Below are 21,729 nucleotides of genomic sequence, written 5' to 3'. Positions count from 1 at the left end.
ATGCAAGGCTGACGATATTGATGACGAATAATTCATGGTTCGCCTATTGCGGGGCGGAACGCCGTCCTGCATTGTCCGTTATCAACAGGCATGCTTCGGCGACTTCGCTTCATGTCTCTCTGCTGTGTCCGACGCCGAAGTCATCATGCTTCGACTGGAAATGCTCTAACATTCAGTGAGTTGATGACGGATCGCCCACTCAGAATTTCCTTCGCGACACGCCTGCGTAACAGCTTTCTGACCGGCGTTCTCATCCTCGCGCCCGTTACTATCACCATGTGGCTGGTCTGGACGTTCCTGCAATGGGCGGATAGCTGGGTGAAGCCATATATTCCAGCGCGCTACGACCCGGAAGAATATTTCAATGTCGCCATTCCCGGTTTCGGCCTGCTGATTGCTGTCATCGGCATCACCGTCATCGGTTTTCTCGGTAACAATCTGATCGGCAAGTGGATCGTCGGTTTTGGCGAATCCATTCTGAACCGGATGCCGCTGGTGCGCCCGATCTATAAAAGCATCAAGCAGCTGTTCGAATCGGTGTTGAAGGAGCATTCAAATTCCTTCAAGCGCGTCGGCATGATCGAATTTCCCGGACCCGGCACATGGGCCATGGTCTTCGTCGCATCCGAAGCCAAGGGTGAGCTCGCCTACCGCTTCAATGAGTTAGGCCAGGAAATGGTGGCGGTCTTCCTGCCGCCAACACCGGTACCAACGGCGGGTTTTTTGCTGTTTGTCCCCAAAGACAAGATCATCATGCTCGACATGTCGCCAGAGGATGCTGCGAAGCTTCTTATATCTGGAGGTCTGGTTGCGCCGGATTTCGAGCCGCCGAAGGCTCTTGCTCCAGTTTAATTAGGTTTACCTAGACCTTTGCGTGCTCCCGACCTATTGTTGGATTCAACCTGGGGGAGATACATGCGCTTTATTCGAAATTGGGTTATCCCGTTTTTCTCAACGGTCATTTTCGCCTGCATCGGCCTTCTGATCACTGGGTCGCCGGGATACAATGTCGTCACGACATTTGACGGGCAGCCTATCGAAGGCGGCCCCACACCTGAGCAGGTTGACGCCACAATTGCGAGAGGAACAGGGCTCGATAGTCATGTCGATTTCTATGGCATCGCGCTTCCAGGCGAGCCCCTGTTTTGGATGATCGGCATCGTACTCGTAGCAGCGTTTATCGGCTACAAGCTTGGGTCGGCCTTCAAGATGCCCGCCTCTGCCTGATCGATTGGGAATGGCGCGAGCGCGCCAGTCCCGTCTTGTCGGTTATTATCGCTTCTGCAACGTCGCGAGCTCTTCCACACCCACATGGCTCTCCACCGCGCTGCCGCGCAGGTGAAGATAAAGTCCGATGAAGAAGGCGAGCCCGGCGATGAACACCAGATACCAGGCATGCGCCATGGGGTTGATGGCAAGCGCTGTGCTCACCGCAATTGGCGTCAACCCGCCGAACACAGCGTAGGAGACGTTGTAGGCGAAGGATAGGCCTGAGAAACGAACAGAGGCCGGGAAGGCGCGGACCATCACGTAAGGCACCGCACCAGCCATGCCGACTGAAAGGCCCATCACCGCGTAAAGCGCAAACATGGTGCTGAGCGACGTTCCGGCATAGCTGTAGAAGGTGAAGGTGGCGACGCCGAAGAAGATGCTGGCGGCCATGAAGAAGATGCCGCTGCCGATGCGGTCGATCAGCGCGCCGGCGATGATCACGCCGAAGATCAGGAACAGGGTGCCGAAGCTCGTGCCGGCCAGCGCTTGTGTCGGCGTGTAGCCGTAGAGCTTTTGCAGGAAGGTGGCCGTCATCAGCGTCGTGACGACGATGGCCGCGGACAACACCCAGGTTAGCAGCGCGGAGACCACGACGCCGCGCATATGGTTCTTCAGCACGAGGCTGAGCGGCAGCTTGTCCGAGAGCGATTTTGAGTTCTTCATCTGCGTGAAGATCGGCGTTTCTTCCAGCCAACGACGCAGATAGACCGCGATCAATCCAAAGACGCCGCCGATGAGGAAGGGAATGCGCCAGGCATAGCCGGACACGGCTTCCGGCGTGAAAATGGTGTTGATCGCAAAGGCGATGAGCGATCCCAGCATGATTCCGAAAGACAGGCCAGACGTCAGCAGGCCGCAGGCAAGGCCGACATAGCGAAAGGGCACGTGCTCAGACACAAAGGTCCAGGCGCCCGGCACCTCGCCACCGATGGCCGCACCTTGCAGCATGCGCAAGACGATGAGCAGGATGGGCGCTGCGACGCCAATGGTTGCATAGGTCGGCATAAGGGCCATGCCGAGTGTCGAGAGTGCCATCAGCAGTATGGAGAACGCGAAGACGCGTTTGCGGCCATAGCAGTCTCCATAATGGGCGAGAATGATGCCGCCGATGGGGCGCACAAGATAGCCAGCAGCGAAGATGCCGAAGGTCTGGATCATCACCAGCCAGTCTGGCATATCCGGCGGGAAGAAGAGGTGGCCGATCACGGTCGCGAAGAAGACGAAGATGATGAAGTCGTAGAATTCCAGTGCGCCGCCAAGCGCGGAGAGGCCAAGCGTTCTGTAATCCTGCGCGTTGAGCGCGCGGGCGGGAACCAGGGTCGTGGTGGGAGACATGAGCGGTTTCTTCTTTCAGGGATCGTTCCCTGTGCCATGCGGTATAGCCGCCGCTAATTCAAGTCTTTTGTCGGCAGATGTCACAGGCTCTTTTAACGCGTGTCGTAATCTTCCAGATTCGCTCCTTGCGCTTGAGTTGGTCCCTTTACCGCACGTCGTTATCGCAAAACCGCTGTACAATTTTGGGTGGACCGTGCTTTAGGTGATCCTGCACAGGATGGCGGTGGTATCGTCCGATTGTTTAAGGCGCGGATATTTCAGGCCTTCTGGATCGATCTCCCGCTCCAATTGGCGAAGCTCCTTGATCAAGCTCGGCAAGCCCGCGGTGACGGCGCGGCGGATGAGGGAGCCCGGCGTGTATTGCCCGTAAAGGCTGACAAGATCGGCCAGCCCATCGGAGCAGATGACGGCCGTAGCGCCGCCGGCGATGTCGATCGTCGCGGTGGCAATGTGGTCAGCCGTTTCGGGAACGAGGCTTAAGGACCATACGGTGCCGTCTGCCGAATTCTGTCGTTCGCGGTTTCGCCGAAGATCGGCGAGCGTCTTTGGATCGCTGGTTGCCATGCCCGCAGCACCGATGCCCCCGAGACGCGCGATATGGGCGCGAGCGGCGGCCTGCTCTCGCTCGAAGGCGTCGGGTAGCGCCATCAGACTTTCCTCGCGACCGTCATCGTGAAGAATATAGGCGACGCTATCGCCGAGGCCTGCGAATTGCAGTCCGTTTTGCGTGACGCGCAAGCCTGCAAGTGCGGCGACCGGCCAGGCGTAACGCGGCTGATCGCCGGCCAAGGCCTCGAAGCTGATCCTGGCATCTTGGGAAATGCGGCGGACGATCTCCGGGAAATCCGCCTCGGGCGTGACCTCGCTCATCAGGCGCTTGGCCGCGAACTCGGCAATCCATGCGGCATCGGAGCCGAAACCCGTCATGAACTGCTGGTCGCCGAGGCCGGTTGCGCCATCGACGACGAATGCGCTGGAGGCATTCCACGCCAGACGATCTTCGTTGGCGCGCTCTGGCTTGCCGGGATCGCTGATGCTGTCGATGACGTCAATCTGCATGGGTATCACTCGAAGCGGCTGATGATGCTGATGCCGCTATCCTTGAAGCTGTCCATCGCGGGTAGCGCGGTGACGGCATCGGATAGAGAAATGTGCTTGCCGATGAGCTTTTCCGGAGAGAGCTTGCCGGTGCGGATCATTGCCAGCATGTCGTCATAGCGCCAGGCCTGCATACCGTGGCTGCCGTAGATTTCCAGTTCATGAGCAATCACCCGCGCCATCGGGATTTGCGGCATGGAATGATCGGCGAGCATCAATCCCACCTGCACGTGGCGGCCACGGCGGCGCAAGTTACTGATCGAGTTGCAGCAGGTTTGCGGGTGGCCGAGCGCATCTACGGAGACATGCGCGCCGCCGCCGGTCGCATCGCGGACAGCTTCGGTCACGTCGGCAACGTTGCGGCTATTGATGGTGACGGTGGCGCCGAGTTCCTTCGCCAGCGCCAGCTTGTCATCGGCAATATCGATGGCGACGATCTGCGCGCCGAGACCTGCACCAATCATGATGGCGGAGAGCCCGACACCGCCGCACCCGTGAACCGCCAGCCATTCGCCGCCTTTCAGACGACCCTGGTCGACGACAGCGCGGAAGGAAGTGGCAAAGCGGCAACCGAGGCTTGCTGCCGTATCGAAGCTCATATCGTCAGGCATATGGACCAGATTCTGGTCGGCATAATCGATCGCGACATATTCGGCAAAAGAGCCCCAATGGGTGAAGCCCGGCTGGAACTGCGTTTCGCAGACCTGCTGGTTGCCAGAGCGGCACTCCTGGCAGTGGCCGCAGCCGGAAACGAAGGGAACGGTGACGCGGTCACCCACCTTGAAACGCATGACATTCTTGCCAACCGCAGAAATCACGCCGGCGAATTCGTGACCCGGCACATGGGGCAGGTGGATGTCGCTGTCATGGCCCATCCAGCCGTGCCAGTCGCTGCGGCAAAGGCCGGTCGCCTTCACCGAGATGACCACGCCGCCCGGTGTCGGCTCCGGGTCCGGCAAGTTCGAGATTTTCGGTGCTTCGCCAAACCGTTCGTAGAATAATGCGCGCATAGGTGCCTCCTGAGTTGGAGCGGAGTTACCCGGTTTTCCGGTCTCGAAACAGTGCGCTACTCTGCTACAATCATCAAATCTTCTGATGCAAAGTGTAAGGTGACGCGCTCGCCGATGGCAGGCTGTGCCGTGCCGGGATCGTTGAACATGTCGAACGAAAGCACGCTGCCGCCGACATCGAGACGGGTGCGGATGACCGAGCCGAGGAAGTGGCTGGAGGTCACAATGCCGGAAATGGCGACATCGCCCTTGGCGCTTTCGGCCAGCGATCCAGCTTCCGGGCGAAGTGCAACGGTGACCTTTTCGCCATTCGCCTTTGCAAGCGGCTTTTTCAGCGAGACCTTCTGATCACCGATCAGAATTGTGCTTGTTGCTGCATCGACAACGGTGGCGTCGATGAGGTTCAACGTGCCGACGAAGGAGGCGACGAAGCGCGTGGCCGGACTGTTGTAAATCTCGAAAGGCGAGCCAATCTGATCGGCGCGACCGGCATTCATCACCACGATACGATCCGAAATCGACAGGGCCTCTTCCTGGTCATGCGTGACAAAGATTGTGGTGATGCCAAGCTTGCGCTGGATCTGGCGGATTTCTTCACGCAGCGACACGCGGATCTTGGCGTCAAGCGCAGAAAGTGGCTCGTCGAGGAGCAGCACTTCCGGCTTGGGTGCCAGCGCGCGTGCAAGTGCCACGCGCTGTTGCTGGCCGCCCGACATCTGGTAGGGATAGCGGTCTGCCAGGTGCTCCAGATGGATCAGGGCTAGCATTTCCTTGACGCGTGCGTCGATTTCGGCCTTCGGCTTGCCTGCCACCTTGAGGCCGAAAGCGACGTTTTCGCGCACATTCATATTTGGGAACAACGCATAAGCCTGGAACACCATGCCGATATTGCGCTGGTTGGGACGAAGCGTCGTCTGATCCTTGCCATTGATGACGATTGCGCCGTCGCTCGGCGTTTCGAAGCCTGCGATCATGCGCAGCACGGTCGTCTTGCCGCAGCCTGAGGGGCCGAGGAAAGAGACGAACTCGCCCTTCTCGATGGCCATATTGAAGTCATGCACGACCTGAATCGGACCGAAGGACTTTTTGATGTGCGTGAGTGTCAGAAAGCTCATGTAGAAATCCTTCAGGCCTTGGGAGGCGCGCCCTTCTGGTAGCGGGAGACGAGTTGGATGAGACCGAGGCAACCCCAGGTGATGCCGAATGAAATCACGGCAAGGGCGGCAGGCTCGTAGGCACGGTTGGCACCAAGAAGCTGCATGTAGGGGCCGAAGGCCGGGCGGTTCAAAAGCGCCGCCATGGTGAACTCACCGATGACGATGGCAAAGGTCAGGAAGGCGCCAGATAGGACGGCGACAAGGACGTTCGGCAGGATGATGCGGGCAAGAATGGTCGTCCAGCCGGCACCAAGGCTTTGCGCCGCTTCCGTCAGCGTACCGATGTCGATGGTGCGAAGGCCGGTATCGACGGCGCGGTACATATAGGGCAGAGCCAGCGTGGTGTAACCAAACATCAGGAGCAGGTTGGTGCCCGTTGTCGTACCCGTCAACGGCAGCCAGCTTGAGGTGTTGTAAAGGCGGATATAGCCGAAGACGATGACGATGGCCGGAATGACAAGCGGCAGCAGTGTGATGAACTCGATAACGGGGCGCAGTGTGGGCAATTTTAGCCGTACCCAGTAAGCCGTGGGCACCACAAGCACTACGCCGAAGACGATGGTGACGAGCGCCATGACCACGGAATAGGTGAAGGTTTCCTGAAAGCGCGGGTCGCTCAACACTACGGCATAGGCATCGAAAGAATAGACACCACGCCGCATCTTCAGCGAGAAGTTGGTCATGCCGATCAGCGGCAGGGCGAAATAGAGGATACCGAAGAGGAGGGCGCCCCAGGCGAAAATTCGCTTCATTTCAGCCACCTCTCGCTGCGCGTGCGCATCCAGATATAGAGCGTGTTGGCGATACAGGTGACGACGATCATGCCGAAGGCCAGCGCATAGCCAAGATTGGCATTGCCGAGAACGTCACCGCGGATCTGGGCGAAGAGCAGGATCGGGACGATGCTGAGCGAGGAGCCGGTGAGCGCAATCGCCGTTGCGACAGCACCAAAGGCGTTGGCGAAGAGAAGCGAGAAGGTGCCAAGGATCGATGGCAAAAGGATTGGAAAGGCGACCATGCGCCAATATTGCCAGCCGCTTGCGCCGAGAATTTCGGCGGCTTCGCGCCATTCGCGCTTCAGGCCGTCGAGCGCTGGGGTGATAATGAGGATCATCAGCGGAATCTGGAAGAACAGATAGGTGATCGTCAGGCCCCAGAAGGACAGAATGTTGAAGCCGAGGACGCGCAGATCGATGCCGAGCTGGGTCTTCAAAAACAGCGTGACGAGGCCGACGGGGCCAAGCGTGGCAATGAAGGCGAAGGCCAGCGGCACACCGGCGAATTGGGACGCAACGCCCGAGAAGGTCAAAAGCGGCGCACGGATTTTCTGCGGCAAGCCGCCAAGCACGACTGCGGAGGCCACGGCAAAACCAATCAGACAGCCAAGGGCTGCGGAGGCAACGCTGATCTTGATCGATATCCAGTAGGCGGCAAGAATGGAAGGCGTGAAGAGCCCGATAATATTGTCAAAGGTGAAGCTGCCGTCCGGGCCTTGAAATGCGCCGATGACGATCTTCATCGTCGGCATGATCAAGAAAAGCAGGACAAAAATGGCGAATGGCAAAATGCCGAGCCATTCGAGCTTCGGCCGGTAACGCCGTTTAACCGGCAGGGCTGTGCCAGTATCTGCTGATGACATTCTGTCCCCATTGCCGCGATCATCGCGGTCTCATTCTTTATGTGCAGCCAGCCGCCCCGGACCTTCGGGACCGGGGCGGCCGTTCGTTGTTACGTCTTACTTGACGTTGGCGCCGACGACTTTGTCCCAATCGCCGGTGACGGCTGCCTTGTTGGCATCGACATCTTCGAGCGTCGGGAAGGTTGCCTTTTCATAGGCTGCCGGTGGCGGCAGGGCGTCGAGAAGGTCCTTCGGGATCTTGTTCGCCTTGGCCATGGCATTGAAGCGGATCGGATGGCAGAAGCCCTTCAGCCAGCCAAGCTGACCGTCGTCGGAATACAAGTGCTCCATCCACAGCTTTGCAGCATTCGGGTGCGGGGCGTAAGCGGAGATGCCCTGCACGTAGACGCCAGCCAGAACGCCCTTTTCAGGAACAACGACTTCTGTCGGTGGGTTACCGTTCAGCGTCTTTGCCCAACCGAGAGCGTTGTAGTCCCAGGCGATCACGATCGGCGTTGCACCCTGTGCAAGCGTCCCGGCCTTGCCGATAACGGGCACGAAGTTGCCAGCCTTGTTCAGGTCTGCAAAGTACTTCAGGCCTGCTTCACCAGCTTCCTTGCCATCTTTCGCGCCTGTGGAGAGACCAGCGGCGAGAACGCCGAGGATCGCCTGGTTGGAGGCGCGCGGGTCACCAGCAAGTGCGACCTGACCGGCATATTCCGGCTTCAGCAGATCGGCCCAGTCTTTGGGAGAATTCGTCACAAGGTCCTTGTTCACGAAGAAGGACATGACGCCGTAATAGTCGCCGTACCAGTAGCCTTCGGCGTCCTTGACGTTGTCTGGAATTTCGTCCCAGGTGGAGACCTTGTAAGGCTGGAGAAGACCGTCCTTCTTTGCCTGCGGGCCGAATGCCAGACCGACGTCGATCACGTCCGGCGCCTGCGGGCCCTTGTTGTCCTTGTTGGCCTTGATGGCTTCGATCTCGTCAGCCGAACCGGCATCAGGATTCAGCTCATTGACCTGGATTTCAGGGTACTTGGCCTTGAAGGAGGCGATGACGTCGCCGTATCCACACCAGTCGTGCGGCAGGGCGATGGTCGTCAGCATGCCTTCCTTCTTGGCAGCTGCGATGAGTTCTTCGCTCGGTGCTGCCGTGGCGATTGCCGTGGTGGCAAGCACGATTGCGGTGGTAAGCGAAAGCAGTCGGCGGCTATTTGAGATCACTTTTGTTCTCCTCTACGTGTCTCATGCGTCGGCGGACGCTGTACGTGGCTTGCATGAATGTTATGTGACGTTTGTAAGGGTGCTTATTGCGGTCACGCTAGCCCCGTTTGGGCCTACTTGCCATGTTTACGTCACTTTTTTGTCATGTTGCAATGTTTGCGACATTTGTCGTTCTACTTGCGTCTTCTCCCTCTCATCCCTTTATGTGCTTCGATCGCTGGCGTCTCACCGTCGATCTGGTTTTCTGAACAGGCGTGTCTGTTCGAAAAGGCCTTCGAGCGCGTTCATGCGCTGACGGGTTTCATCCCATCCATTGCTTTGCACCGCTTCGATCAAGGCCTCGACGACGAAGAGGGTCACGACCGAGCTGTCCCAAGCGGATGGCGCTTCAATGCGCACACGGAAGGTGTGCTTGGCAAAGCGTGATACGGGCGAGGTCCATTGATCGGTGAAAAGCAGAATGCTGACATTGTTGTCATGCGCCACTTGGGCGAGCGTCACCATGTCCTGTTCGTAGCGACGGATATCGAAGATCACCAGCACATCACCTGCGCTCATGTTCAGCATGTATTGCGGCCAGGAGCTGGAGTTGGACGACATCAGTGCCGTCCTGGGGCGGATGACCTGCATATGGGTGAAGAAATATTCCGCAATCGCACCAGTGATGCGCCCACCGACGAAATAGATGCCGCGCTTTCTGTCCGAGAGCAGTGCGGCCGCATTGTCGAAATCGGCCGTGTCCAGATCGCTCAGCGTGTCGCGCAGATTGTTGGTGATGGCAGCGGCGAAGCGGTTCAGGATATGCAAGCCAGGCGCGTTGCTTGCCCATCTGTCATGCTTGGCAATCGGGTTAGAAATGGTGGCTTCCAGCTCCTGGTGGAGGCTTGCCTGAAATTCGGGGTAACCCTTGTAGCCGAGCTTTTGTACCATGCGCGCCACTGTGGGAGTGGAAACGCCTGCATTTTCTGCAACGGTGGTGATGCTGCCGAGACCCGACACCGGATAGTTCGCCAGCAGACTTTCGGCGAGCTGTCTTTCGGCGCGCGTCAAATCCTCATAGTGGGTCTGGATGACCTCCGACACCGTCGCAGACGACGTGTTGCTCAAATTTTTCCCCTTTTCCGGTTTTCTCACCGGGTTTTGCGCAAGATTAAGATACGCCGCTGCGCCGGAGTCAATCGAAAAAATGAAGAGAAAATTTCAAAAATCTATTTGACACTTTGATATCTGTGAAGAATTCTCTTCGTGTCGTTGGGGAACGGCAAAACCAGTGGGGTACGACCATGACGGTTCGTTCGCAATTCTTCCATGCCGACGAAGGTGACGGAGTCGCGGTGGAAAACGAAACGGGGAACAGCGCTGTGCTGCTCGTCTGTGAGCATGCCTCGAACACGCTTCCCGCCCGCTACGGGGATCTCGGTCTTACCGAGGATGTTCTCTCGAGCCATATTGCCTGGGACCCCGGTGCGCTTTCAGTGGCGCGCTTTATGTCTGAAAAGCTCGATGCGGCGCTGGTGTTTCAGCGGTTTTCGCGACTGATCTATGATTGCAACCGTCCGCCGGAGTCGGCTTCCGCGATGCCGGTAACGAGTGAGATTTACGACATTCCCGGAAATGCCGATCTGGATGAGTCAGAGCGCTTTCTTCGCACTGCCGCGCTTTACGTGCCTTTTCATGAAGCCGTTTCCAGTCTTGTGGAAAGGCGCAAGATCCTCGGTATCGAGAGTGTCGTCGTTACGATCCATAGTTTTACGCCGATCTACCACGGGCGGGTACGCGAGGTGGAAATCGGCATTCTGCATGACAGGGACTCGCGCCTTGCCGATGCGATGCTGGTCGATCGAGACAGATCCTCTTTCAAGGTAGAGCGCAACCAGCCCTATGGGCCGGAAGACGGCGTAACCCATACGCTTCGCCTGCACGCGCTGCCGGACGGGTTGCTGAATGTGATGATCGAGGTTCGCAACGATCTGATCGCCGACGAAGCGGGGCAACGTGCGGCAGCCGACTATTTGAGTGAAAGCCTCGAAAGAGCGCTTGCAAGCATAGGAAACTAGACTTGAACGGCGGCAGGTTTTCCTGCCGGAGAACGATGTGCCGTGTGGTCCAGAACGCCGATAAAGGCGCGAGCCAGACGGGATAGGGAACAGCAGATGCATGCGGTTGGTGGGGAAACCCTGCCAGCCGAAACTGGGGCAAAATCGGCCAATCCGGCTGACTGCCTGCTTTTTTCTTGATCAGGAGAGACAAGGCATGGACAGTTCATCATCCGGCGTCAGCTATAAGAAGGCGGACGCATCCTATTTCGAGAAACGTGGACTTTCGCGTTATGCGGGCGTCTGGTCGCTGTGGGCGCTCGGCGTCGGCGCGGTCATTTCCGGTCATTTTTCCGGCTGGAACTTCGGCTTTGCCACCGGCGGCTGGGGCGGCATGCTGGTGGCGGGTATCATCATCGCCATCATGTATCTGGGGCTTACTTTTTCCATCGCGGAAATGAGCCCGGCGCTGCCGCATACCGGGGCGGCCTATTCGTTCGCGCGAACGGCTATGGGGCCATGGGGTGGCTTCATCACCGGGCTTTGTGAGAACGTTGAGTATGTTCTGACCCCGGCCGTCATCGTCACCTTTATCACGGCTTATGTGAACTCAATCCTCGGGCTCGATCCGGCCTATTCGCCGCTATTGTGGGTGCTGTTTTACATCATCTTCCTTAGCCTCAACGTGTTCGGGCTTGAGTTGTCCTTCAAGGTCACGCTGGTCATCACGCTGATTTCGCTCGGTGTTCTGGTGTTCTTCTGGATCAGCGCCATTCCAAATATCGACTTCTCGCGCTGGGCGCTGAATATCGGTGTCGGGCCGGATGGCAAGGCTGTCGAATTGCCGGAGGGCAACGGCTCCTTCTTCCCCTTTGGTATCTCGGGCGTCCTTGCGACACTTCCCTTTGCCGTCTGGCTGTTCCTCGCCATCGAGCAGTTGCCTCTTGCAGCCGAGGAATCGGTCGATCCCAAGCGAGACATGCCCAAGGGCATCATTCTCGGCATCATCACGCTGATGATTTCCGCGTTCATGATCGTGCTGCTCAACCCTTCGCTTCCAGGTGTTGGGACGTTCCACCTCAGTTCGGCGCTCGAGCCTTTGTTGGATGGTTTCAAGGCGGTCTATGGGGACAGTGGCGTGGTTCTCTTGGGCCTCGTGGCGCTGACCGGTCTTATCGCCAGTTTCCACACAATCCTTTACGCACAGGGGCGGCAGATTTATTCGCTCTCGCGTGCGGGCTACTTCCCGACCGCGCTCTCCGTCACCCATTCCAAGTTCAAAACGCCGCATGTCGCCATGCTGACGGGTGCGATTGTGGGTTTAAGTGTCATGATGATCATCTGGTTCGCGCTCGGTGCGGAGCAGGGCGGCAGCATCATCGGTAGCGTGTTGCTGAACATGGCGGTATTCGGCGCGATGTTCTCCTACATCATGCAGGCGATCTCCTTCATACTGCTACGCAAGAACCTCCCACATATCGAGCGGCCTTTCCGCTCGCCGCTTGGGGTGCCGGGTGCGGTGCTCACCATCATCATCGCAGTCGTAACATTGCTTTATCAGGTGCAGGATCCGAACTTCACCAAAGGTGTACTTTGGGTTGCGATTTGGTTTGCCGTTGCAATCGGCTATTTCGCGATGATCGGTCGCCATCGTCTCATTCTCTCTCCAGAGGAAGAGTTTGCGATGGAGCAGAAGCAGGTTGCGCGCAACGTCTCTCCTGTGAAGGCGTGACGGTCCAAATATCGCAGGGCGGCTCCTTCGTGGCCGCCCGCTGCCAAACACGAAAAAAGGGAACAACCACATCATGACGACCTACACATTCGACGAGCTGAAGAAGGATGTCGCCGAAGGGCGGATCGATACGGTTCTGGCATGCCTCGTGGATATGCAGGGTCGCCTGATGGGCAAGCGGTTTCAGGCGCAGTTCTTTGTCGAAAGCGCGCATGAGGAAACCCACAGCTGCAACTATCTGCTCGCCACCGACATGGAGATGGAAACCGTCTCAGGTTATAAATCCACCAGTTGGGAGAAAGGCTATGGCGATTATACGCTGAAGCCGGATATGGCGACCTTGCGCCGCGTGCCCTGGCTGGAAGGGACCGCGCTCGTTCTGTGCGATGCCTATGATCATCACACCCATGCGGAGGTGCCGCATTCGCCCCGCGCCATGCTGAAGCGCCAGGTGGCGCGGCTTGAGGCCATGGGTCTGAAGGCTTACATGGCAAGCGAACTGGAATTCTTCCTCTTCGACCAAAGCTTCGAATCGGCACGCGCCAGCGGGTATCGCAACCTTAATCCAGCGAGCGCCTATAACGAGGATTACCATATCTTCCAGACCACCAAGGAAGAAGAGGTGATGCGCGCCATCCGTAACGGTCTGCAAGGCGCGGGCATCCCGGTGGAGAACACCAAAGGTGAGGCCTCCGCCGGCCAGGAAGAAATCAATGTGCGCTATGCGGACGCGCTGACCATGGCCGACCGCCATGCCATCATCAAGAACGCCACCAAGGAAATCGCCTGGTCCAAGGGCAAGGCCGTGACCTTCCTCGCCAAATGGAATTACAGTGCCGCTGGCAGCTCTTCCCACATTCACCAGTCGCTCTGGAGCCTGGATGGTAAGACGCCGAAATTCTTCGACAAGGACTCCGAGCATGGCATGTCGCAGATGATGAAGCATTATGTGGCGGGGCTTCTGGCGCATGCCAGTGAGATCACCTATTTCCTCGCCCCTTATATCAACTCCTACAAGCGTTACATGGCCGGCACATTTGCACCGACCAAGGCTGTCTGGAGCATGGACAACCGCACGGCAGGCTATCGTCTGTGTGGCGATGGTACGAAGGGCATCCGCATCGAGTGCCGTGTGGGCGGCTCCGATCTCAACCCGCATCTTGCCATGGCAGCGCTGCTTGCGGCCGGCATTGACGGCATCGAAAAGAAGATGGAACTTGAGCCGCAATTCGTCGGCGACGCCTATGGCGGAAAGGAAGTTCGGGAAATCCCGAAAACGCTTCGTGACGCCACGGGTCACCTGAACGGCTCCGCCATGCTGCGCGGGGCTTTCGGGGACGACGTGATCGACCACTATGTGCGTGCCGCAGAGTGGGAGCAGGAAGAATATGATCGCCGCGTAACCGACTGGGAAGTCGCGCGCGGTTTCGAAAGAGCATAACAGGCTAGGAACATATCATGGTCATGATCCAGAATATCTCGCCGATCGACGGCTCGGTCTATGCCGAACGGGAGGCGATGTCGCTGGATGCGGCGCGCAGCGCCGTGTTGAAGGCGCGGGCTGCGCAAAAAAAGTGGGCACGCCGCCCTTTGGAGGAACGCGTTCAACTGGTTCTGAAGGGCGTCGCACGACTTAACGAGATGGTGGACGAGGTGGTGCCGGAACTCGCCCATATGATGGGCCGTCCCGTGCGCTATGGTGGCGAGTTCAAGGGTTTCAACGAGCGCTCCAACTACGTCGCCTCGATTGCGGCAGACGCGCTTGCCCCGCTCGTCATCGAGGATAGTGGCAACTTTCAACGCCGTATCGAGCGCGAAGCCCATGGCGTCGTCTTCGTTATCGCCCCGTGGAACTACCCCTATATGACGGCGATCAACACGATTGCGCCGGCCCTGATGGCGGGCAACACAGTGGTGATCAAACATGCGGCGCAGACGCTTCTCGTCGGCGAGCGCATGGTGCGTGCCTTTGTCGAGGCCGGTGTGCCGGACGATGTGTTCATCAATCTGTTCCTCGATCATCAGACGACGTCTGCGCTGATCGCCGGAGGGTTGTTCAACTTCGTCAATTTCACCGGATCGGTGGAAGGCGGGCGCGCGATCGAGCGGGCGGCGGCAGGCACCTTTACCGGACTTGGTCTGGAGCTTGGCGGCAAAGACCCAGGCTATGTCATGGACGATGCCGATCTAGACGCGGCGGTCGATACGCTGATGGATGGCGCGACCTACAATTCCGGCCAGTGCTGCTGCGGTATCGAGCGCATCTATGTCAACGAAGCGCTGTTCGATGCCTTCGTCGAAAAGTCGGTGGCCTGGGTCTCCAACTACAAGCTTGGCAATCCACTAGAGCAGGAAACGACGCTTGGGCCAATGGCCAACAAGCGTTTTGCCAAGGTCGTGCGCCAGCAGGTGGCCGACGCGATGGCCAAGGGTGCCAAGGCGCTGGTCGATCCGAAGCTGTTCCCCGCCGATGACGGCGAGAGCGCCTATGTCGCGCCGCAAATCCTCATCGACGTCGATCACTCCATGGAGTTCATGACGGAAGAGACCTTTGGTCCTGCCGTCGGCATCATGAAAGTGAAGAATGACGATGAAGCCATAAAGCTGATGAATGACAGCAAATACGGTCTCACCGCATCGCTCTGGACGCAGGATCCCGAGCGTGCGGGCCGGATCGGGCGCGAGATCGAAACGGGTACCGTCTTCATGAACCGTGCGGATTACCTCGATCCCGCACTCTGCTGGACCGGCGTCAAGGAAACCGGGCGCGGCGGCTCGCTCTCTGTTATCGGCTTCCAGAACCTGACACGTCCGAAATCATACCATCTGAAGAAAGTCACGAAATGAATATCGTCGCAAACTGGAGTTATCCGACCCCGATCAAGCTCGGACGCGGCCGCATCAAGGAACTGGCGGATGCCTGCAAGACGCTTGGCATCAAGAAGCCGCTTCTTGTGACGGATCGCGGCCTTGCCAGCATGGCGATCACCGGCCATGCACTGGATATCCTTAATGAGGCAGGTCTTGGACGCGCGATCTTTTCCGACGTCGATCCGAACCCGAACGAGATCAACCTAGACGCCGGAGTGAAGGCGTTCAAGGATGGCGGTCATGATGGCGTCGTCGCCTTTGGTGGCGGCTCGGGCCTGGATCTCGGCAAGGCGGTTGCCTTCATGGCGGGGCAGACGCGTCCCGTATGGGATTTCGAGGATATTGGCGACTGGTGGACGCGTGCCAATTCGGATGCGATTGCACCAATCGTCGCCGTGCCGACGACTGCCGGAACGGGATCTGAGGTGGGGCGCGCCAGCGTCATTACCAATTCCAAGACCCATGTGAAGAAGATTATCTTCCATCCGAAATTTCTGCCGGGCGTCGTCATCTGCGATCCGGAACTGACCGTCGGCATGCCGAAGGCGATCACCGCTGGCACCGGCATGGATGCGTTTGCCCACTGCCTGGAAGCTTATTCCTCGCCCTTCTTTCACCCAATGAGCCAGGGTATTGCGCTGGAAGGCATGCGGCTGATCAAGGAATTCCTGCCACGCGCCTTTAAGGACGGAACCGATATCGAAGCGCGCACCAACATGATGGCGGCTGCGGCGATGGGCGCGGTCTCCTTCCAGAAGGGGCTTGGCGCCATTCACTCGCTCTCGCATCCGGTCGGTGCGGTCTACAACACCCATCACGGCATGACCAATGCAGTGGTGATGCCCGCCGTGCTGCGCTTCAACCGGCCTGCGATCGAAGACAAGATCGCGCGTGCGGCAGCGTACCTCGGGATCGCCGGCGGGTTTGACGGCTTTTACGACTACGTGCTGGAGCTTCGCAAGGAACTCGGCGTGCCGGAGAACCTGACAGCCATGGGTATCAAGCCGGATCGTATCGACGAGCTGACGGCGGAAGCGATCAAGGATCCAAGCTGCGGAGGCAACCCGATCGAAATGACGCTTGAGAACACCAAGGCGTTGTTCGAGGACTGCTTCTGACCGATCGAGGCGGGGCTTCACGCGTCCCGCCGCCAGCCTTAGGTAGAGACCTCAATATCGCTACATGCTGATAAACGCGTTATGATCCTTATTTCCATGGGAGGAAGGATCATGAACAAGAACAGGATCTGTATCTGGTACGACAAGGACGCCGAGGCCGCGGCGCGGTTTTATGCGCAGACTTTTCCAAATAGCGCTGTAGGCACCATCACCCGGGCGTCCGGAGATTATCCGAGTGGCAGCCAGGGGGACGTTCTGGTGGTGGAGTTCACCGTTGCCGGAATACCCTGCATTGGCCTGAATGGTGGACCGACCTTCAAGCACACGGAAGCCTTTTCCTTTCAGATCGCTACCGACGACCAGGAGGAAACCGACCGCTACTGGAACGCGATTGTCGGCAATGGCGGGCAGGAAAGCGATTGCGGGTGGTGTAAGGACCGTTGGGGTATTTCCTGGCAGATCACGCCGCGCAGTCTCACGGACGCGCTGGCTGCTGGCGACGGTGAAGCCAAACGGGCATTCGCAGCAATGATGGCGATGAAAAAGATCGATGTGGCGAAGGTCGAGGCTGCGAGGCGCGGCGACTGATTGGGGCAATCCACAGTGCCCCTGAACGGCGGAGGGGTGCCGCCCCGAGGCGCCATTCCGCCGGTGTTTCCAATTTGTTAACCATATTGGTTAACACTCTCCCAAGCACCATGCTTCGGTGCATTCCAGAGCATCGTACTTCCTAGGCTCTGACATTTCGGGGTCGCTATGACAGTCATTACATTCGCCAATACCAAGGGTGGGGCAGGCAAGACGACAGCAGTTCTTCTGCTGGCAACGGAACTTGCCCGTACCGGTCACCGCGTCACGGTTCTCGATGCCGATCCGCAGCTTTGGATTTCGCATTGGTTCGAGCTCTCCGGCTCGATCAACAATCTCAGCGTCATTTCCAACGTGACCATGGCGTCCCTGGAAGGTCATATTCGCGAGAACCGCTCCAATACGGACTGTTTCCTCATAGATCTTCCCGGCACCAAGAGCCCGCTCTTGACGATGGCGCTGGGGATTTCCGACCACGTTCTCATTCCCGTGCAGGGTTCGGCCATGGATGCGCGTGGCGCTGCGGAAGTCATGGATCACCTCGCATTTCTCGACATGAAGATGGGCAGGAAGATCGACCATTCCGTCGTGCTGACGCGTGTGAACGCGATGGTCAGCACCCGCGCTCTGCTTCAGGTCAAGATGCTGCTGGAAAAGCGCAATGTCCGCGTTCTCAACACGCCGATTGCCGAACGCGCGGCCTTCCGCGATATCTTCGATCATGGCGGCACGATTGCATCACTCGACTGTCAGAAGGTCAGCAACGTCGATAAGGCACTGGAGAATGTCCGGCTCTTTGCATCCGAGGTGCTGACCCTTCTTCCCACGCGCGTGGTTCGGTCCGGACGCGATTTCAGGTTCGGTCGCAAGGCAGCCTGATCTTTATATCCTCGACGTCATGGATTCTGGCGATCCCTACGCCAATTAGGGATCGCCTCATGCCTGGTCGTTAGCGATCATAACTGGCCGGTTTACAAACGTCAGATCGAGCGCTCCTCATCAAGCCGCGGCATGCCATCCAAAATTTACGCTTGATTTGGAAACGATCATTTCCTATATATCCTTTCATGACAGAAATTGCTTCCTCATTCCCATCACAGCGCCAGCGCGGACGTCCGCGTGAATTCGATGTCGATGCCGCTATCGACAGGGCCATTGGCGTGTTCGCAGAGCGCGGCTTCCATGCCACGTCCGTCGGCGATCTGACGGGGGCGATGGAGCTGACGCAGGGCAGTCTCTACAAGGCCTTCAAGGACAAGAAGGATATCTATATCGCTGCCATCGAGCGCTACAAGCTTGTGCAGACCAAGCGGTTCGAGGCGAGTGTCCAGGCCGGCGAAAATGGCCGCGAGAAGCTGCGGGCTGCCATGGAGTTCTACGCGGGAAACTCGGCGGGATCATCTGGTGAGCAAGGCTGTCTGATCGTCGGTGCCGTGGCCGATCTCGCGTCGCTGGATGAGGATGTAGCTCGCGTCGTTCGAAGCGCGATCAAGGCGCGTGAAAATATACTGGCCCGGCTTGTACAAGTAGGGCAGGCGGACGGCTCTATCAAAAACACAGCGGATTGTGATGTCCTCGCGAAAACGGCGCTTTGTCTGCTGTACGGAATGCGGGTTGTAGGCAAGACCGCCCCCACACGGGAGGAAATGTCTTCGGTCGTTGATGCCGCCATGCGCATTTTCGATTGATCTTTTTGCTTATTTCGGAAACGAATGTTTTCTAATTTGGAGTGACGTTATGGCGTTGAAAGCTATCGAAACGGATGAACCGACGGAAGAGACGATGTCTTCCGCGATGATATTTTTGCTGGCGAGCGCCTGTGGGCTCGTGGCGGCGAACATTTATTACGCGCAGCCGCTAGCAGGTGTGATCGGCCCTGAACTGGGCCTTTCGTCGGCCGCGACCGGGCTGATCGTGACGCTTACTCAGATCGGCTATGGGCTAGGACTTCTTTTCGTCGTACCGCTCGGCGATCTCGTTGAAAATCGCAAGCTCATTGTCGGTACTGTTGCCACGGCGGTTCTGGCTCTGATTTCGGCGGCGCTCGCGCCACATGCCGGTCCTTTTCTGTTTGCTATGTTTCTTGTTGGTGTCAGCTCTGTAGCGGTTCAGATGATCGTTCCCTTTGCGGCACACATGACACCAGCCGCAATCCGCGGCCGTGTTGTCGGTAATGTCATGAGCGGGTTGATGGTTGGCATCATGCTGGCGCGCCCGGTCTCCAGCATCCTGTCGGAGTTCGTCTCCTGGCGCGGTGTTTTCCTCGTTTCCGCTGTGGCGATGGGTATTCTGGCGACTGTGCTCTATCGTCAACTGCCGCGGCGCATGCCCGATGCCAAGCTGCCCTATCGCGCTCTGCTGGCTTCAATGGCAGAACTTGCTCGCACGACGCCCCTTCTGCAGCGGCGCTCAGCCTACCAGGCAGCCATGTTCGGGGCCTTCAGCCTGTTCTGGACGACCACGCCTCTTTATCTGAGCGGTCCTGCTTTCCAGCTATCGCAAGGTCAAATCGCGCTCTTCGCGCTGGCAGGTGCAGCCGGTGCCATCGCCGCTCCCATAGCCGGACGTGTGGCGGATCGAGGCTGGACGTGGGGCGCGACGCTCTTTGCGCTCAGCGCTGCTGCGACATCCTTTCTCGTTACGCATATCGCACCGGAAGGGTCGCATCTGTCTCTAGCGCTCCTCGTTATCGCCGCCATCATCCTGGACTTTGCCGTCACCACCAATCTGGTGCTGAGCCAGCGTGCCATCTTTTCGCTGGGCGCTGAGTTTCGCAGCCGCCTGAACGGCGTCTTCATGGCAACCTTCTTTATGGGTGGCGCGGTCGGATCGGCGCTTGGTGGCTGGGCCTATTCCCATGGGCAGTGGACGGCGGCCTCATGGCTGGGTTTTGCACTGCCGGTCATGGCGCTTGGCTTCTTTCTAACAGAACGTAGAGGAGAGAGGCGGGCGGTGAGACTGGGCTGAGGAGAACCTGTCTCCTCCACTTCTTCGATCGGCCTCTCATAGGCGCGGCAGTGGTCTAGAAACAAAAAAATCCCCGGTCAGAGGCCGGGGATTTCTGTTTTCAGAGGTTGGAGTTTACTCCGCGAATTCTACCACCACGCCGGGGCGGACCATCTTCGCCAATTCCGTTGCGTCCCAGTTGGTCAGGCGGATACAGCCGTGGCTGTTGGTCTTGCCGATCTTGGAGGGCTCTGGCGTTCCGTGGATGCCGTAGGTCGGCTTGGAGAGCGCAATCCAGACTGTTCCGACTGGGCCGTTCGGGCCTGGCGGGATTTGTAGGATCTGCGTGTTCTGGCCCTGCTGGAAGTTGATCTTCGGATTATAGGTATAGCCCGGGTTCAGCGCGATGCGCTCAACAGTATGTGTGCCGCTTGGCGAGGGCGTGTCTGAAGAACCGATGGTCGCCGGATAGGCAGCGATCAGCGTGCCGCTTTCGTCATAGGCAAAGACCTGTTTGATACCCTTATGCGCTACGATGCGGGCAACTTGGCCCTTCTTCGGTTCACCGGGGTTTGCAACCTTGATGATGGTGCCAGGAACGGTGAAATCGACGCCGGGGTTGAGTTCCTTCAAATAGGTCTCATCCATGTGGAAGCGCTCGGCCAGGGCTTCCGTCGTGGACGTGTAGGACATGGCGGGGAGAGCGGCCTTGGCGGCGTAGTCGTCTGGAATAGAGGCGACATAAGGGCCCGCTGCATCGGCTGCTGTAATCGTGTAATCCACGATCGCCAGACCGCCGCTGTTGCGCAGGCGCTCCAGAATGTCGTCGGTATTGTTGGGATCCAGCCTTTCGCCGGTCATCTCCTGCCAAGCCGCAATTGCCTTGTTGACGTTGTCGCCCATCTTGCCATCGATCACACCGGGAGAGATGCCTTCGCGGTCTAGAAAGACTTGAAGGGCGACGATCTCCTGGCGCGAACGATTGACCGGTGCTGTGACAGGCTGGTTGCGTTCGATCAGATGGTCTGGCTGGGGCACGGCAGCGGTGGTGCTTTCGCCCGGCATAGGCTGACTCAAAGGACCGCTTTCGACATCACCACGGCGCGGCTCGACAGAGCCGGTGTAGACCCCGTCGCTGTTGCCATCATTGCGAAACTCGCGATAGTCGCGGTACTGGCCTTGGCCCTGATAGCGTTGATTTTCCTGGTACCCATAGCTCCGCCGTGGCTGCTCCGGCTCGCGATAACGACCGGGTGGCGGCGGGTAGTAGGTGTCTGGCTCGCTGTAATAGGGGTCGCGCTGTGCCTGGTAGGGATCACGCGGCGCCTGCGGCTGTTGCTGAGCGCCGCCGGGCATCTGCGTGCCGACGAGATTGCCGTAGCGATCGTAATAAACGGTGCGACCCATACGGTCACGGCTGATGACCACATCGTTCGGGTTCGGCAGATAATCCAGAACGGTGCCGTCGGGTGCGACCAGAACGCCCTGGTCCTGAGTGACATAGCGCTGTTGTGCGGACGCGTTCGACGGTGCAAGCACCGGCGACGCTGCGACTGCGAGACAGAACACGGCGTTAAGAAAAAGTTTCACGTTCTTGCGATCCCTTGGGTTAGTCCCAATAAACACACGGTAATCTTGACCCTATTGTGAAAAAGGTGAATTCGCGGTTAATGCAATCTTAATTTTACGCGGCTGCGATAGCTTTTGCGTGAGCGATGCGTCAA

19 protein-coding genes and 1 pseudogene are annotated in these 21,729 nt (G+C 58.3%); 11 read left to right on the top strand and 9 right to left on the bottom strand.

All coding sequences use genetic code 11. From position 1 onward, the window contains the following. The first annotated feature begins 183 nt into the window (after positions 1-183). Both ACQZ5M_RS02970 and ACQZ5M_RS02965 read left to right on the top strand, forming a co-directional pair. Positions 184-852 (top strand): DUF502 domain-containing protein, encoded by a 669-nt coding sequence (locus tag ACQZ5M_RS02970; RefSeq protein ID WP_296019138.1) that lies wholly within the window; start codon positions 184-186, stop codon positions 850-852. Between the two features lie 63 nt (positions 853-915). Continuing rightward, positions 916-1,227, top strand: a complete 312-nt coding sequence (locus tag ACQZ5M_RS02965) for a hypothetical protein (RefSeq protein WP_449079037.1) — start codon at positions 916-918, stop codon at positions 1,225-1,227. 45 nt (positions 1,228-1,272) lie between these two features. Here ACQZ5M_RS02965 and ACQZ5M_RS02960 read toward each other — a convergent pair whose 3' ends face one another. The 8 genes from ACQZ5M_RS02960 to ACQZ5M_RS02925 form a co-directional block, all read right to left on the bottom strand. After that, positions 1,273-2,607 carry an MFS transporter gene (locus tag ACQZ5M_RS02960; RefSeq protein ID WP_449079036.1) on the bottom strand — a complete coding sequence of 445 codons (1,335 nt, stop codon included), beginning with the start codon at positions 2,605-2,607 and terminating at the stop codon, positions 1,273-1,275. Between the two features lie 198 nt (positions 2,608-2,805). Beyond that, positions 2,806-3,666 (bottom strand): hypothetical protein, encoded by an 861-nt coding sequence (locus tag ACQZ5M_RS02955; RefSeq protein WP_449079035.1) that lies wholly within the window; start codon positions 3,664-3,666, stop codon positions 2,806-2,808. Positions 3,667-3,671: 5 nt separating this feature from the next. Further along, the gene (locus ACQZ5M_RS02950) at positions 3,672-4,715 is read right to left on the bottom strand and encodes a zinc-dependent alcohol dehydrogenase family protein (protein ID WP_296036155.1); all 1,044 of its coding nucleotides are present in this window, start codon (positions 4,713-4,715) and stop codon (positions 3,672-3,674) included. 56 nt (positions 4,716-4,771) lie between these two features. Then, the gene (locus ACQZ5M_RS02945; protein ID WP_296036157.1) at positions 4,772-5,830 is read right to left on the bottom strand and encodes an ABC transporter ATP-binding protein; all 1,059 of its coding nucleotides are present in this window, start codon (positions 5,828-5,830) and stop codon (positions 4,772-4,774) included. A gap of 11 nt (positions 5,831-5,841) precedes the next feature. Continuing rightward, positions 5,842-6,624, bottom strand: a complete 783-nt coding sequence (locus tag ACQZ5M_RS02940) for an ABC transporter permease (protein ID WP_296019149.1) — start codon at positions 6,622-6,624, stop codon at positions 5,842-5,844. After that, complete coding sequence (locus ACQZ5M_RS02935; protein ID WP_296019151.1) at positions 6,621-7,511, bottom strand: ABC transporter permease; 891 nt, start codon at positions 7,509-7,511, stop codon at positions 6,621-6,623. The genes ACQZ5M_RS02940 and ACQZ5M_RS02935 overlap by 4 nt, the downstream gene beginning before the upstream one ends. A 96-nt stretch (positions 7,512-7,607) precedes the next feature. After that, on the bottom strand, positions 7,608-8,714 hold the full coding sequence (locus ACQZ5M_RS02930; protein ID WP_296076372.1) for an ABC transporter substrate-binding protein: 1,107 nt from the start codon (positions 8,712-8,714) through the stop codon (positions 7,608-7,610). A 225-nt stretch (positions 8,715-8,939) separates the two neighbouring features. Next, complete coding sequence (locus ACQZ5M_RS02925; protein WP_449079034.1) at positions 8,940-9,821, bottom strand: MurR/RpiR family transcriptional regulator; 882 nt, start codon at positions 9,819-9,821, stop codon at positions 8,940-8,942. A 176-nt stretch (positions 9,822-9,997) separates the two neighbouring features. Between ACQZ5M_RS02925 and ACQZ5M_RS02920 the strand changes: the two genes are divergently transcribed. The 9 genes and pseudogenes from ACQZ5M_RS02920 to ACQZ5M_RS02880 all read left to right on the top strand — a co-directional run bounded on the left by ACQZ5M_RS02920 (position 9,998) and on the right by ACQZ5M_RS02880 (position 20,026). After that, positions 9,998-10,771, top strand: coding sequence for an N-formylglutamate amidohydrolase (locus ACQZ5M_RS02920; protein ID WP_449079033.1), 774 nt, complete (start codon positions 9,998-10,000; stop codon positions 10,769-10,771). Positions 10,772-10,967: 196 nt separating this feature from the next. Then, on the top strand, positions 10,968-12,482 hold the full coding sequence (locus ACQZ5M_RS02915; protein WP_449079032.1) for an amino acid permease: 1,515 nt from the start codon (positions 10,968-10,970) through the stop codon (positions 12,480-12,482). Between the two features lie 73 nt (positions 12,483-12,555). Next, positions 12,556-13,923, top strand: coding sequence for a glutamine synthetase family protein (locus tag ACQZ5M_RS02910; RefSeq protein WP_449079031.1), 1,368 nt, complete (start codon positions 12,556-12,558; stop codon positions 13,921-13,923). Positions 13,924-13,940: 17 nt separating this feature from the next. Next, positions 13,941-15,329, top strand: a complete 1,389-nt coding sequence (locus ACQZ5M_RS02905; protein ID WP_449079030.1) for an aldehyde dehydrogenase family protein — start codon at positions 13,941-13,943, stop codon at positions 15,327-15,329. Beyond that, positions 15,326-16,471 (top strand): iron-containing alcohol dehydrogenase, encoded by a 1,146-nt coding sequence (locus ACQZ5M_RS02900; RefSeq protein ID WP_449079029.1) that lies wholly within the window; start codon positions 15,326-15,328, stop codon positions 16,469-16,471. Before ACQZ5M_RS02905 ends, ACQZ5M_RS02900 begins: the two co-directional genes overlap by 4 nt. A 111-nt stretch (positions 16,472-16,582) precedes the next feature. Beyond that, a complete protein-coding gene (locus ACQZ5M_RS02895; protein WP_449079028.1) occupies positions 16,583-17,059 on the top strand; it encodes a VOC family protein in 477 nt (158 codons plus the stop codon). Positions 17,060-17,227: 168 nt separating this feature from the next. Further along, entirely contained in the window at positions 17,228-17,938 is a 711-nt protein-coding gene (locus ACQZ5M_RS02890; protein ID WP_449079027.1) for a ParA family protein, read from the top strand. A 166-nt stretch (positions 17,939-18,104) separates the two neighbouring features. Then, positions 18,105-18,747: pseudogene (locus ACQZ5M_RS02885) on the top strand (TetR/AcrR family transcriptional regulator). Positions 18,748-18,796: 49 nt separating this feature from the next. After that, positions 18,797-20,026 carry an MFS transporter gene (locus ACQZ5M_RS02880; protein WP_449079026.1) on the top strand — a complete coding sequence of 410 codons (1,230 nt, stop codon included), beginning with the start codon at positions 18,797-18,799 and terminating at the stop codon, positions 20,024-20,026. A 114-nt stretch (positions 20,027-20,140) separates the two neighbouring features. On the opposite strand, the gene ACQZ5M_RS02875 is transcribed toward ACQZ5M_RS02880, so the two are convergent. After that, on the bottom strand, positions 20,141-21,595 hold the full coding sequence (locus ACQZ5M_RS02875) for a L,D-transpeptidase (RefSeq protein ID WP_296036177.1): 1,455 nt from the start codon (positions 21,593-21,595) through the stop codon (positions 20,141-20,143). Positions 21,596-21,729: the final 134 nt, after the last annotated feature.

Source organism: Rhizobium sp. 22-785-1, assembly GCF_053521965.1.
The sequence above is the reverse complement of the archived record's forward strand: the minus strand, read 5'-3'. Positions and strand labels throughout refer to the sequence as shown.